Source organism: Kitasatospora sp. NRRL B-11411 (assembly GCF_000721345.1).
Classification (GTDB): domain Bacteria; phylum Actinomycetota; class Actinomycetes; order Streptomycetales; family Streptomycetaceae; genus Kitasatospora; species Kitasatospora cineracea.
In genome coordinates this window covers 1-13218 of record NZ_JOGH01000044.1, presented here as the reverse complement: position 1 = coordinate 13218, position 13218 = coordinate 1, and the positions used below count along the sequence as shown (strand labels likewise).

15 protein-coding genes are annotated in these 13218 nt (G+C 75.0%); 3 read left to right on the top strand and 12 right to left on the bottom strand.

All coding sequences use genetic code 11. From position 1 onward, the window contains the following. Window positions 1-35: 35 nt before the first annotated feature. Entirely contained in the window at window positions 36-791 is a 756-nt protein-coding gene (locus IH44_RS0120665; RefSeq protein WP_030461129.1) for an SDR family oxidoreductase, read from the top strand. Window positions 792-887: 96 nt separating this feature from the next. On the opposite strand, the gene IH44_RS0120660 is transcribed toward IH44_RS0120665, so the two are convergent. The 10 genes from IH44_RS0120660 to IH44_RS0120615 all read right to left on the bottom strand — a co-directional run bounded on the left by IH44_RS0120660 (window position 888) and on the right by IH44_RS0120615 (window position 8976). Further along, window positions 888-2111, bottom strand: a complete 1224-nt coding sequence (locus IH44_RS0120660; protein WP_051817119.1) for an MFS transporter — start codon at window positions 2109-2111, stop codon at window positions 888-890. Between the two features lie 116 nt (window positions 2112-2227). Next, on the bottom strand, window positions 2228-2863 hold the full coding sequence (locus IH44_RS41240; protein WP_035955817.1) for a hypothetical protein: 636 nt from the start codon (window positions 2861-2863) through the stop codon (window positions 2228-2230). After that, window positions 2860-3516: a DUF6286 domain-containing protein gene (locus tag IH44_RS41235; RefSeq protein ID WP_063759652.1), complete on the bottom strand. Its 657-nt coding sequence runs from the start codon at window positions 3514-3516 to the stop codon at window positions 2860-2862. Before IH44_RS41235 ends, IH44_RS41240 begins: the two co-directional genes overlap by 4 nt. Next, the gene (locus IH44_RS41230) at window positions 3513-3845 is read right to left on the bottom strand and encodes a hypothetical protein (protein WP_035955803.1); all 333 of its coding nucleotides are present in this window, start codon (window positions 3843-3845) and stop codon (window positions 3513-3515) included. Before IH44_RS41230 ends, IH44_RS41235 begins: the two co-directional genes overlap by 4 nt. Beyond that, the gene (locus tag IH44_RS0120640; protein ID WP_030461125.1) at window positions 3845-4036 is read right to left on the bottom strand and encodes a hypothetical protein; all 192 of its coding nucleotides are present in this window, start codon (window positions 4034-4036) and stop codon (window positions 3845-3847) included. The genes IH44_RS41230 and IH44_RS0120640 overlap by 1 nt, the downstream gene beginning before the upstream one ends. 46 nt (window positions 4037-4082) lie before the next feature. After that, on the bottom strand, window positions 4083-4559 hold the full coding sequence (locus tag IH44_RS0120635) for an Asp23/Gls24 family envelope stress response protein (RefSeq protein WP_030461124.1): 477 nt from the start codon (window positions 4557-4559) through the stop codon (window positions 4083-4085). Between the two features lie 162 nt (window positions 4560-4721). Beyond that, window positions 4722-5522, bottom strand: coding sequence for an enoyl-CoA hydratase/isomerase family protein (locus tag IH44_RS0120630; protein ID WP_051817116.1), 801 nt, complete (start codon window positions 5520-5522; stop codon window positions 4722-4724). Window positions 5523-5763: 241 nt separating this feature from the next. Further along, window positions 5764-5997 carry a helix-turn-helix domain-containing protein gene (locus IH44_RS0120625; RefSeq protein ID WP_030461122.1) on the bottom strand — a complete coding sequence of 78 codons (234 nt, stop codon included), beginning with the start codon at window positions 5995-5997 and terminating at the stop codon, window positions 5764-5766. Between the two features lie 348 nt (window positions 5998-6345). Beyond that, a complete protein-coding gene (locus tag IH44_RS0120620; RefSeq protein WP_030461121.1) occupies window positions 6346-7944 on the bottom strand; it encodes an ABC-F family ATP-binding cassette domain-containing protein in 1599 nt (532 codons plus the stop codon). Window positions 7945-8061: 117 nt separating this feature from the next. Further along, entirely contained in the window at window positions 8062-8976 is a 915-nt protein-coding gene (locus IH44_RS0120615; RefSeq protein WP_030461120.1) for a hypothetical protein, read from the bottom strand. 199 nt (window positions 8977-9175) lie between these two features. Between IH44_RS0120615 and IH44_RS0120610 the strand changes: the two genes are divergently transcribed. Then, window positions 9176-10063: a neutral zinc metallopeptidase gene (locus IH44_RS0120610; RefSeq protein ID WP_030461119.1), complete on the top strand. Its 888-nt coding sequence runs from the start codon at window positions 9176-9178 to the stop codon at window positions 10061-10063. A gap of 102 nt (window positions 10064-10165) precedes the next feature. After that, the gene (locus tag IH44_RS0120605; protein WP_051817115.1) at window positions 10166-11248 is read left to right on the top strand and encodes a glycoside hydrolase family 26 protein; all 1083 of its coding nucleotides are present in this window, start codon (window positions 10166-10168) and stop codon (window positions 11246-11248) included. Here the strand turns inward: IH44_RS0120605 and IH44_RS0120600 are convergent. Both IH44_RS0120600 and IH44_RS0120595 read right to left on the bottom strand, forming a co-directional pair. After that, on the bottom strand, window positions 11225-12400 hold the full coding sequence (locus tag IH44_RS0120600; RefSeq protein WP_051817114.1) for a GNAT family N-acetyltransferase: 1176 nt from the start codon (window positions 12398-12400) through the stop codon (window positions 11225-11227). The genes IH44_RS0120605 and IH44_RS0120600 overlap by 24 nt on opposite strands. Then, window positions 12397-13074, bottom strand: coding sequence for a Wzz/FepE/Etk N-terminal domain-containing protein (locus tag IH44_RS0120595; protein WP_035955799.1), 678 nt, complete (start codon window positions 13072-13074; stop codon window positions 12397-12399). The genes IH44_RS0120600 and IH44_RS0120595 overlap by 4 nt, the downstream gene beginning before the upstream one ends. Window positions 13075-13218 lie beyond the last annotated feature (144 nt).

The window sequence follows — 13218 nt, the reverse complement described above, 5'->3', positions numbered from 1 at the left end:
TCCGGGATCCGTGCCGACCGGCGAGAATGGTCGGCATGGATCTCGGACTCAAGGACAAGGTGTACGTGGTCACCGGCGCGACCCGGGGGCTCGGCCACGCCACCGCCCGGCAACTCGTCGCCGAAGGCGCCAAAGTGATCGTCACCGGCCGCACCCAGGCGGCCGCCACCGCCGCCGCGGCCGACCTCGGCGAGAACGCCCACGGCGTCGGCGCCGACAACGCCGACCCGGCCACCCCGCAGCGCCTGGTCGACGCCGCCCGCAGCCGCTTCGACGGCTTCGACGGCATCCTGATCAGCGTCGGCGGCCCCGCCGCCGGCCCGGTCGCCACCGCCACCGACGACGCCTGGCGCAGCGCGTTCGACTCCGTCTTCCTCGGCGCCCTGCGACTGGCCCGCACCGCCGCCGAACGTCTCCCCGCCGGGGGCGTCATCGCCTTCGTGCTCTCCACCTCGGTCCGCCAGCCGATCGGCGGCCTCGGCATCTCCAACGGCCTGCGCCCCGGCCTCGCCATGGCCGCCAAGACCCTCGCCGACGAACTCGGCCCGCGCGGCATCCGCGTCCTCGGCCTGCTCCCCGGCCGGATCGACACCGACCGGGTCCGCGAACTCGACTCCCTCGCCGCCGACCCCGCCGCCGCCCGCGAGGCCGCCACCGAGGGCATCCCGCTGCGCCGCTACGGCACCCCCGAGGAGTTCGGCCGCACCGCCGCCTTCCTCCTCTCCCCCGCCGCCTCCTACCTCACCGGCCTGATGCTCCCGGTCGACGGCGGAGCCATCCGCAGCCTGTAACAACCAGGAACTGCACGGCCGGGCCCCGCCCCGCCGAACCACCTCGCGGGACGGCCACACGCGCCGTCCCGCGACCTCTCCGCGCAGTCCCCCGCTTCAGGCCGCCCCGCCCGCAAACACCGCCCCGTGCCGGTGCCCGCGGAAGGCCGGCTGCGCCAGCGCGAGGGCCACGGCCAGGGCGATGACCGCACCGGCGGCGGGGAAGAACGGGGCCGGGCCGAGGCGGTGGACGGCCAGGCCGGCCAGCGCGACGGAGACCGGGAAGGAGCCGGTGACGGCGAGCATCACCATGCTCATCACCCGTCCCAGCAGCCGGGCCGGCGTCCAGGTCTGGAGCATCGTCACGACGACGATGTTCTGCCAGCCGCCGGCCACGCTGTACACCGCGATGCACGCCCCGGCCCCGACCACCCCGCCCGCGTACGGCACGCCCGCCAGGCCGAGGCCCATCACCGCGGCGAGCGCGGCGAACAGCCGGGCGGGCCGCTGCGCGGGGCGGGCCCGGACCGCGATCGCCGAGCCGAGCAGCGAGCCGATGCTCAGGACGGTCAGGAGCGCGCCGTAGTCGGCGGGCCCGAGGTCGCGGTGGGCCCAGTCCGGCAGGGCGACCTCCATGGTGCCGTTGAAGGCGAGGTTGCAGACCAGCGCGACCACCATCACCACGTGCAGCAGCCGTCCGCGCCGCAGCACCTCCGCGAACCCGGGCCCCTCCCCGTCCGGGGCGGGGCCCCCGGCACGCTCCGCCCGCGCCGGGCGCAGTCCGAGCAGCACCGCCGCCGACAGCGCGAAGGACCCGGCGTCGACCAGCAGCGCCGGCGTGGCCCCCCACAGCGCGACCAGCAGCCCGCCGAGCGAGGGGCCGAGCACGCCGCCGAACTGGTTGGCCATGGTGGAGAGCGCGTTGCCCCGCCCGAGCTGGTCGGCCGGGAGCAGCCCGGGCAGCAGGGTGTACGAAGCGGGCAGGAACAGCCCGGAGCCGGCGCCCAACAGCAGGGCGGGCAGCAGGAGTTGGAGCGTCCCGGGTTCCCCGGTGGCGGAGACCGCGGCGAGCCCGGCGACGGCCGCGGCCCGGACGGCGTCCGCGCCGAGCATGATCCGGCGGCCGCCCCAGCGGTCGGCCAGGACGCCGCCGAGCGGGATGGTGGCCACCCGGGCCACCCCGTAGCAGGCCAGGACGGTGCCGAGCAGGGCCGTCCCGCCGTGCCCGCCCAGCACCAGCCAGGGCAGGGCGACGGCGTAGCAGCAGTCCCCCAGCATCGAGGCGAACTGTCCGGCCACCAGCAGCCGGAACCCCGGTATTCGCAGCGGACCGTCCCGCACTCCAACCCCCTTGATCCCGCGCCGAATTGGCGGATGGTCAGTAACCGTACCGCCGCGCCCCGGCCCGTTCCGGCCGGTTGCCCGAAGTGGGGGGCGCCTGTTCCGGAGCGCGGTCGTCAGCGCACCCGGGGGGTCTTCCGGCGCTGCCGTTCCTTGCGGGGTTTGCCGCCGCGCAGCCGCAGTTGGGCGGGGAGCGACGTCAGGCCCAGCGAGTGGCGGGCGTGCTCGACCGGGCCGGTGCGGTAGGCGGAGAGCAGGGCGGCGGTGTCGGCGCCGGGGGCGAGCCGGACGGCGGTGTGCACCTCGGGGCGGCGGGCCGCTCCGGTGACCTTGACGGTGACCCGGTCGACGTCCGGGAGCGCCACCGTTTCGGCCTCGATCGCCTCCTCGACCGCCCGGCTGCGCACGTGCAGGGCGAAGTGCGGTTCGCCGGGCGCCGCGGGCGAGGGCAGGTCGACCCCGGCCGGGCCGCCCCGGCGCAGTTGGGAGAACAGCCACCACAGGCAGCCGAGGACCACCAGCGCGGGCACCGCGATGGCCACCGGCCACCACCAGTCGCGGTCGGTCCAGCGGGTGCGGCTGGCCGTGCTGAGCACGGGCTGGTCGGGCGAGGTGAGCGGCCACCAGTGGGGCGGGGTGATCCCGAGGTGCCGGTAGGCGTCGAGCCCGCCGAGCAGCACCAGGGCCCCGCCCGCCAGCAGGGCCAGCCCGACCAGGGCCAGCAGGGTGCGGTTGACGGCGCGTCGGCTCATCGGGGCGGCTCCCACTCGGCGAGTTCCCGGCGGTGGTGGCGCTCGTGCACCGGCCGGGTGCGGACGTCCAGCCGGTGCGGCGCGGCCAGCGGGATCCGGTCCAGTTCGGCCCGCAGTTCGCGCTCCGCCCCGGCCGGGTCGGTGGTGCCGGTCAGCGTGACCCGGGTGCGCCGCCGGCCGACCTTCACCTGCCAGGAGTGCACGTCGGCGCGCCGCTGGGCGCGCCCGGCGATCAGTGCGGCGACCGCGCTGCGGTGGATCGCCGCCCCGCGCGGCTCCAGCGCGAGCCAGCCGCGCAGGCCGCGGGCGAACGCCAGCCACAGCAGCAGCAGCCCGAGGGCGACCGCGCCACCCGCGATGCCCAGCACCCACGGGTCGTCCAGGTGCCGGGTCGCCAACTGCTCCGACAGCTCCCGCCGCCAGGGCCGGGCCTGCCCGCCGGCCCGCACCGCGATCACGTCGTACAGCAGCGCACCGGACGCCACCAGCAGCACGGCCACCACCAGCGCGGCCGGCACCGCCCGCTGGGAGCGCAGCCACCGCCCGGCCCGCCGCCGCCTGGCCTCCAGCCCGCTCGGCCCGCTCCCGTGCGCCGGCTCCGCGCTCGGAACGGACCGCGGCTCCGGCCCGGGCCCCGGTTCCGGCGCGGTCATCCGGCGGCCGCCGGGTGCAGCCGGTCCACGATCACGTCCGCCCCGGTCACCGGCGTGCCGGTCAGCTCGGCGACGGTGCGGCAGGCCGCGTCCCGGGCCGTCCGGGCCAGCGTGCCGACGTCGGACGGGAACGGCAGTTCCAGGTGCAGCGTCAGCCGGACCCGGCCGTGCGAGAACAGCGCCGAGACCTTCGGGCGGGGGACCGGGCCGGGCCGGTCCCGCCAGGCCGGGGCGAGCGCGTCCGCGGCGGCGCGGGCCGCGATCCGCCGGTACACCCGGTCCGCGACCTGCTCGCCGCCGCGCTGCGCGACCACCCCCGGGTGGGCCATCAGCGCCGCCGGTCCCGGCCGCGCAGCAGGTCGCCGAGGTCACCGAGCTCGATGTCCCCCTCGATCAGCCGCCCGACCACGAAACCGACCGCCCCGAGCACCGCCACCAGCAGGAACGCGGCGAAACCGCCGAAGTAGCCGGCGAAGCCGAGGGCCATGCCCGCGAGCAGGCCCACCAACGCCAGGTTCATCCGCTACTCCTTCGGCTTTCCGCTCGGCACTCGGGACGGTCACGACTCACTGCACGCGGGGGCGCCGGCCGGAGGAGGCGGGCTCCTCCTCCTCGTCCTCGTCCGGCTCGTCGGGCAGGTGGACGTCGTTGACGGCGATGTTCACCTCGACCACCTCCAGGCCGGTCATCCGCTCGACCGCCTCGATGATGTTCGACCGCACCTCGCCGGCCAGCGTGGGGATCACCACCCCGTACTCGACCACCAGCGCGATGTCGATGGCGGTCTGCTTCTCGCCGACCTCCGCCTTGATCCCGCGCCCGACGCTGGACTTCGAGCCCGGCACCCGGTCCCGCATCGCTCCGAACGTCCGGGAGAACCCCGAGCCCAGCGCGTGGATGCCCGACACCTCCCGGGCCGCCATGCCGGCGATCTTCTCCACCACTCCGACCGCGAGGGCGGTACGGCCGCGCTCACCGCTCGGCCGGTTCTCCGTCGCGTTCTTCTGCAGGTCCGCGGGGGTGGGGGTGTGAGGCTGCGTCATCTCGGTTCTCCTGACGTTCGACACCAGCTATACCGCACTTCCTCCCAACCCTGACATTTCGCCACGCGGGGCGCAGCGCGGGTGCCTGCGGACGGGCGCACCGGGCACACGAGCAGGGGCGCGGCCCGGCGGCCGCGCCCCTGCTCGTGTCGTGCGGTCGCCTCAGCGGCCCGCGAGGTCGCGGAGGCGGCGGGCCTGGGACTCGCGCTCGGCGGCGCGCTGCTGGTCGTAGGTGCGGTCGATCGCGCCGCGCAGCAGGGACTTGGTCTCGATGACGGCGTTGCGGGGGGCGGCCAGCAGGGCGGCGGCCAGGTCGGCGGCGGCGGCGGGGAGGTCGTCCGCGGGGACGGCGAGGTTGGCGAGGCCGATGGCGACGGCTTCGTCCGCGCCGATCCGGCGGCCGGTGGCGCAGATCTCCAGGGCGCGGGCGTAGCCGACGAGTTCGGTGAGCGGCTTGGTGCCGCCGAGGTCGGGGACCAGGCCGAGGGAGGTCTCCTTCATGGCGAACTGGACGTCCTCGGCGACCACCCGCAGGTCGCAGGCGAGGGCGAGCTGGAAGCCCGCGCCGACCGCGTGGCCCTGGACGGCGGCGACGGTGACCAGGTCGGTGCGGCGCCACCAGGTGAAGGCCTCCTGGTAGAAGGCGATGGTGGCGTCGAGCTCGGCGTCCGGGGAGGCGGCGAGCTGGAGGAAGCCGGTCTCGCCGGGGATGCCCTCGGGGGTGAACATGGCGCGGTCGAGGCCGGCCGAGAAGGAGCTGCCCTCGCCGCGGAGCAGGACGACCCGGACGGTGCCGGGCAGCGCCCGGCCGACGGCGGCGAGGGCCCGCCACATCGCGGGGGTCTGGGCGTTGCGGCGGGTGGGGTCACAGAGGGTGACGGTGGCGAGTTCGCCGTCCAGGTCGAGGCGGACGCCCGCCTTCTCCCACGCGGTGCGGTCGGCGTCGGGGATGTCGGTGGTCATGGCGGTTACCTTCCAGCGGCGGGGCGGGGCTGCCCGCCGACCCCGACGGGCTACTGGAGAGTAACAAAGCGGCCGACCCACGTACAGGAACGGTCCGCGCCGGGCCCGGAAACGGCGGTCGGCGGCTCGGGAGAACCCGGCCGCCGATCCGTTGTGGAGCGTCGTGCATGGCGAGCAGCGAAGTGGTGAGCCGGGGGCGGCCGGAGCTGCTCGGGTGCCGCCCGCCCGGGGTGACGGACCGTCAGGAACCGGCAGCGGCAGTGGCCTTGCCCTTGCCGCGGGTGGCTCCGCCGCGGCCCCGGAGGTTGACCCCGGACTCGCTGAGCATGCGGTGGACGAAGCCGTAGGACCGGCCCGTCTCCTCCGCGAGGGCGCGGATGCTCGCCCCGGAGTCGTACTTCTTCTTGAGATCGGCCGCGAGCTTCTCACGCGCGGCACCTGTTACCCGGCTGCCCTTTTTCAGAGTCTCGGCCACCCGTGCCTCCTCGTAGAGGTGATCGGTCAGAATCCCATGATCACCCATTGCAAGGCTCCTGGCCACCCATTCGACAAGGTCCGTCGCGGGAAAGCGGGCTCGAGCGGTGGTGCGCGCTCCGCACCAGGGCGCTCACGGAGGGTGTGCGCGCCCCTCGGTCGTTCACCCCGGTGAGCGAATCCGCTGCTCAGCCCGGACCGTCAGCGGGCAAACCGCGCGCGGCCGGACGGAGAACGGAGACGCACCTCCCGGTGTTCCCGGGATCGACGGAGGACGAGTTCTTCTCGTACCGGCGGTGGACCCCGCGTCTACCCGCCCGGTCCGGGCGGGGGCCCGGGCGGGCGGGGGTCAGGCCAGCGACACCAGGTCGTGGTAGGCGGGGCTCCACAGGTCCTCGACGCCGTCGGGGAGCAGGATGATCCGCTCCGGCTGGAGCGCCTCGACCGCGCCCTCGTCGTGGGTGACCAGCACGACCGCGCCGGTGAAGGTGCGCAGCGCGCCGAGGATCTCCTCGCGGCTGGCCGGGTCGAGGTTGTTGGTGGGCTCGTCGAGCAGCAGCACGTTGGCGCTGGAGACGACCAGCGAGGCCAGCGCGAGCCGGGTCTTCTCGCCGCCGGAGAGCACCCCGGCGGGCTTGTCCACGTCGTCGCCGGAGAACAGGAAGGAGCCGAGGATCTTGCGGATCTGCACCAGGTCGGTGTCCGGCGCGGAGGAGCGCATGTTCTCCAGCACGCTGCGCTCGGGGTCGAGCGTCTCGTGCTCCTGCGCGTAGTAGCCGATCTTCAGGCCGTGGCCGGGGATGACCTCGCCGGTGTCCGGCTGCTCCACGCCCGCGAGCATCCGCAGCAGGGTGGTCTTGCCCGCGCCGTTGAGGCCGAGGATGACGACCCGGGAGCCGCGGTCGATCGCCAGGCCCACGTCGGTGAAGATCTCCAGCGAGCCGTAGGACTTCGACAGGCCCTCGGCCGTCAGCGGGGTCTTGCCGCACGGGGCCGGGTCCGGGAAGCGGAGCTTGGCGACCTTGTCGGAGACCCGGACCTGCTCCAGGCCGGAGAGCAGCTTCTCGGCGCGGCGGGCCATGTTCTGCGCGGCAACCGTCTTGGTGGCCTTGGCGCGCATCTTGTCGGCCTGCGAGTTGAGCGTCGCGGCCTTCTTCTCCGCGTTGGCCCGCTCGCGCTTGCGGCGCTTCTCGTCGTCCTCGCGCTGCTGCTGGTACTGCTTCCAGCCCATGTTGTAGATGTCGATGGCGGAGCGGTTGGCGTCCAGGTAGAAGACCTTGTTGACGACCGTCTCGACCAGCTCGACGTCGTGCGAGATGACGATGAAGCCGCCCTTGTAGGTCTTCAGGAAGTCCCGCAGCCAGGCGATGGAGTCCGCGTCGAGGTGGTTGGTGGGCTCGTCGAGCAGCAGGATGTCGGCGTCCGAGAAGAGGATCCGGGCCAGCTCGACGCGGCGGCGCTGGCCGCCGGAGAGGGTGTGCAGTTCCTGGCCGAGGATGCGGTCGGGCAGGCCGAGCGCGGCGGCGATGGTGGCGGCCTCAGCCTCGGCGGCGTAGCCGCCCTTGGTGAGGAACTCGGTCTCCAGCCGGGCGTACTTCTTCATCGCGTTGTCGCGGGTGGCGCCCTTGCCGTTGGCCATCCGCTCCTCGTTCTCGCGCATCTTCCTCAGCACGGTGTCGAGGCCGCGGGCGGACAGGATGCGGTCCCGGGCGAGGACGTCGAGGTCTCCGGTGCGCGGGTCCTGCGGGAGGTAGCCGACCTCGCCGGAGGAGGTGACCGTGCCGCCGGCCGGGAGGCCCTCGCCGGCCAGCACCTTCGTCAGCGTGGTCTTGCCCGCGCCGTTGCGGCCGACCAGGCCGATCCGGTCGCCCGGGGCGATCCGGAAGCTGGCGGACTCGATCAGGATGCGGGCACCGGCACGAAGCTCCAGGGCGTTCGCGGAAATCATGGCTGGGGTCTCTCCTCGGCGTGGGTATGGCTCTCAGCCATTGGACCCAAGTTTACGGGAGTATCGGCAAACTCTTTTTCGCGCCAGCCGACGCGGCTTCCGGGCCGGTGACGGCGCTCACTTCTCGCAGGACGGGCGGGCCGCGGCGAACGGGACGGCGGCGGTGCCGCAGGCGGCCTCGCGGGTGCCGAGCCTGGTGTCGTACACCCAGCTGCCGATCACCGGGCCGTCCTCGACCATCACCCGGTGGCCGTCCAGCGGGCGCATCACCACGTCCGGGCCGGTGTTGAGGAAGCCGCCGTGGTCGGTGAGCGAGAACACCATGACGCCGCCGGGCAGTTGGCGGGCGGCCGAGCCGCCGGCCGGCGGGCACAGCCGCGGCACCAGCACCGCGTCGTCGGTCTGCGCGGTGCGCGCCGGGTCGAAGTCGCAGCCCGCCGGGGGGCGGGAGTTGAAGCGCAGGTCGCCGTCGCGCTCGCGGAAGCCCATCAGCAGGCCGGGGGTGACCACCGTCACGAACGCGTCGTTGACCTTGTCGTCGGACGGGTGCAGCGCGTCGGCGGCGCGCTGCAGCATGGTCTGCTCGCGCTGCTCCTCGGTGCGGGTGTCCGCGCCCGGCTCGCCGTCGGCGCGCAGCCAGTCGGCGAGGTCCGGGAAGCCGCGGTGCCAGCGCACCGAGTGGTCGGCGGTGTTGACCGCGGTGATCATGCCGTCGTCCCAGAGCACCACGGCGTCCTCGCCGACCCGGGCCAGGTGCAGCGCGGTGGCGCCCTCCCGGCGGTAGGACCACAGGCGCTCGCCGGTGGACCGCGAGTAGGCCTCCACGCCGGGGCCCACCTGGAGGTCGGCCTGCTCCGCGCCGGTCGACTGCGCGCTCACCGGGCTGGCGTCCGACGCGCCGGGGACCACCCGGTCGCCGAACGGCTCGGGCCGGTTGGCGTGGGCCGCCGCACCGGCCGCGAGGACCAGCAGGACGGCGGCGGCGGGCAGGGCCGAGCGGGGCGACAGGCTTCGCAGCGGGTTGAAGGACACGGGCGGAGTTTATCCGGCGGGTACTGACGGGAGCCCCCGGTTTACCGCCCGGCCGACCCGGGCGTGTCACTGGTCCAGACCTTTATCCGGGCCCGACGCGACCCGGCCCGACCTGCGGGTCCGCCGGGCGGGCGGACGGGCGCGGCCCGCTAGGGTACCCGTGCGGTGGCCCCACCGACTGTTACAGAGGTGAGACGGAATGCAGTTCGACGACGAGGCGGAGCTCGACGCCTCGCAGGTGCAGGACCGGCGCGGCATCCCCGGCGGCGGGCTGGCGGTCGGCGGCGGGGCGATCGGCATCCTCGGGCTGGTCGTGGCGCTGCTGTTCGGCCTCGACCCGGGGCTGTTCGGCGCCGCCGACCAGCCGGCCGCGCCGCCGGTCGGGAAGGCCACCAGCCCCGCCCAGCTGAGCGCGGCCTGCAAGACCGGCGCGGACGCCAACAGGCGGCAGGACTGCCGGATCCTGGCCGTGGTCAACAGCGTCCAGGCGTACTGGCAGGCCGACTTCGCGGCCCGCGGCCGCAGCTACAGCCCGGCCGACACCGTGCTGTTCACCGACCGGGTCGCCACCGCCTGCGGCACCGCGACCTCCGCGGTCGGGCCGTTCTACTGCCCCGGCGACCGCAAGGCCTACTTCGACCTGGGCTTCTTCGACGACATGACCCGGCAGCTGGGCGCCAAGGGCGGGCCGTTCGCCGAGGCGTACGTGGTGGCGCACGAGTACGGGCACCACGTGCAGGACCTGCTGGGCACCATGGGCAAGGTCGGCAACGACCGGCAGGGCGCGGACAGCGCCTCGGTCAAGCTGGAGCTGCAGGCCGACTGCTACGCGGGCGTGTGGACGCACCACGCCACCACCACCCCGCAGCCCTCCACCGGGCGCCCGCTGATCACCTCGCTGACCGACCAGGACATCGCGCTGGCGCTGGACGCCGCCGAGTCGGTGGGCGACGACCGGATCCAGCAGCGGGCCACCGGGCGCAGCAACCCGGAGACCTGGACGCACGGCTCCTCGGCGCAGCGGAAGCAGTGGTTCACCACCGGCTACCGCACCGGCGACCCGGCGAAGTGCGACACCTTCGGCTGACCGGCCCCCGGGCTGACCCGTTGGGGTGACATGGGGCATTTATGACGGTCCGTCAGGCTAGGCTCCTGGGGCCGGAATTGTCCCTGGACCCACGGAGAGCCCATGCGTCTCGGCCGCCTGACCCTGGCCGCTGCCGCGCTGCTGCTGGTGACCACCGCGAGCGTGCCCTCCGGCACCCCGCTCAGCCAGACCGAGCGCCACGCCGCGCTCTCCTCCGACGCCATCCAGCCGCGCGGCGCGGCGCCCCGGCCGGTGGTGCAGCGGGCGGTGCACGAGGTGCCGTTCGGCGCGTTCGTCGGCTCCTGGGACACCTACATCCCGAACATCGCCCGGATGTCCTCCTGGCTGAACAACGCCAACCTGCAGGTCGGCCACACCTACCTGGCGGGCAACGGCTGGCAGGACATCGAGGGCGAGCCGATGGTGCTCGGCCTGTGGTCGCAGTGGCGGCAGTCCGACCCCGGGCGGCGGCTGGTGCTGGGCGTGCCGATGCTCGTCCCGAACGAGGGCAACGTGCCGGACGCCGAGGTGGCCCGGCTGCTGGCCCGCGGCAACCAGGGCGAGTTCGACCAGCACTTCCTGCGCCTGGCCCGGAAGCTGGTCGCGTTCGGCGGCGGCGACACCGTCATCACCCTCGGCTGGGAGATGAACGGCGTCACCTACACCTCGCGCTGCAAGCCCGACCCGGCGGCCTGGAAGGCGTACTGGCGGCGGATCGTCGGCGTGATGCGCTCGGTGCCCGGCCAGCGCTTCTCCTTCGACTTCACCCCCACCCGCGGGCTGGACGCCATCCCCTGGACGCGCTGCTACCCGGGCGACGACGTGGTCGACATCATCGGGATGGACAGCTACGACCAGCCGGCCGGCGGCACCTTCGACGAGTACGTCTCCGAGCCGTACGGGCTGCAGGACCAGGTCGAGTTCGCCGCCAAGCGCGGCAAGCCGGTGTCCTACCCGGAGTGGGGGCTGTTCCGCAACGGCGACAACCCGGAGTTCGTCCGGCGGATGGTGGAGTGGATGCGCACCCACGACACCGCCTACCAGACCGTCACCGACTACTGCCCGCACGGCTTCTGGGCCTGCAAGGACAACCCGAAGTCGGCCGCGGTGTACAAGCAGCTGATGTCGGGCTCCTCCGGGGCCGTCGGGCCGGTGAAGACCTCACCGCAGTCGCCGCTGCGCTAGCGCCTCCTTCAGCTTCGGCATCCGGGTCCGCAGCAGGTGCACGGCCGCGATCCGGGCCCGGACCCGCAGCGCGCGGGCGGCCGCCGCGGGGGCCAGCCGGCCGGGGCCGAGCACCAGGCGCTGGTTGGACAGCTGGTCCGGGCGCCAGCGCTGCTTGTACGGCTCCTGGCCGCGCAGCAGGCTGAGCTGCGGGATCCCGGCGGCGCGGACCGCGTCCAGCGCGGCGCCGAACAGCAGCCCGGCGATGTCCAGCTTCTCCCGGAGCCGGGGGTGCGCGCCGTACATGTACAGGCCGCCGAACGGGGCGCAGAGGATCACCAGGTTCACCGCCACCACCTCGCCGTCCAGCTCGAACCGGTGTATCACCGCCCGGCCGGTCGCCACCAGGCCGGTGGTCGACTCGGTCAGGTGCGCGGCGAAGCGCGCGGTGCGGTGCTCCGGGGTGACCCCGCGGTCCTGCCACTGCAGCAGGTGCAGCCGCAGCAACTCGCGCACCGTGTACGGGACTTCCTCGGCCGTCGCGGAGTGCACCAGCACCCCGGACTGGGCGATCCTGCGGAGCTTGACCCGGCTGCGCTGGGCGGTCTTGCCGGGCAGCCGCTTCAGCAGCTCCTCCATCGGGACGGCCGGCAGGTACTGGCAGAGCGAGTCCGCGTAGCGGTGCCGGCGGCCGCGCCAGTGCGCGTACACCCGCTGCACGGCCGCCGACGGGTGCACCTCGCGCAGCTCCAGGCTGTGCCAGGGGCGGTGCAGCGGCAGGGCGGCGGCCAGCTCGGCGGCGGCCCGGTCGGCGCAGTCGTCGTCGAGCAGCACGTCGGTGAAGTCGACCAGGCCCGCGCCCAGGTTGGTCAGGCCGCCGAACGGGCCGCGGCGGCGCAGCGCGGCGGCGCCGACCAGCCGGCCGTCGCGGCGGACCAGCACCAGCACCAGCGCGCCGGGGCGGCCGTAGCCGCGCCACCAGGAGCGCAGCCACGGCGCGGCCTGGAAGGCGGTCGCGGTGGCACAGCGGCGGTGCAGGTCGTCCCAGTCGTCGGCGACCCGGTCCAGGGCGTCGTCGGCGCGCAGCACCTCGGCGCTCCACTGCTCGCGGTCGGCGGCGCAGCGGGCCGGCTGGGCGGGCACCCGGGGGCCGCGCCGCTGGCGGAGCTTCACCGGGCGGCCGCCGGGGCGCGGGTCTTCCCGGGAGCGGGCTCGGCGGCCTCGGCCTGGGCGGGCAGCGCGGGCTCGGGCTCCGCGGCCTGCGGGGTCCGCGGGGCTTCCGTGGTGGCGGACGGCTTGCGGCGGGTGAGCAGCACCAGGGCGCCGACCAGCACGCCGGCGGCCGCGCCGACCGCGGTGTCCAGGCTCGCGGACGGGGAGGCGGGGGCGTCGGGCTCGGCGGCGGGGGCCAGCGGGACCAGGCGGACGCCGGTCTCCTTGCTGCTGGCGTTGCCGAACGCGATCAGCGACCTGGCGACCGCGTCGGCGTTCTTCACCGCCTCCTCGCCGCGGGCGCCGGTGCCGGTGATCTCGATCATCGGGGCGTCCGGGGAGGTGGTGCCGCGGACCAGCCCGGCCAGCGCGGTCACCGTCCGGCCGGTCTCGGCGGCGGCTCCGATCAGCACCTGCGGCTGGCCGGTGAGCCGGCCGTACGCCTGGGCGAAGTTGACGGCGGTGGAGTTCTCGCCGGGGTTGTTCGGGACCACCACCACGTAGGAGCTGGCCGAGTAGCTGGGGTGCGAGACGAGGGCGTAGCCGGCACCGGCCGCCGCGCCGAGCGGGACGGCGAGGGCCAGCGGCCACCATCGGCGGGCCAGCGCGCGGGCGCGGCGGCGTGGTTCGGGCATCGGTGGCTCCAGGAGGGTGAGAGGGGCGGGCGGATCGGTGCGCGGCGGCCCGGCAGCGGGCCGGGCCGGCGGGTCAGGCGTCGGGGCGCCGGCGGCGGCCGGCCGGTGTCCGGCGGGGGGTGCGGGCGGGGGGCCGGCTCGGGC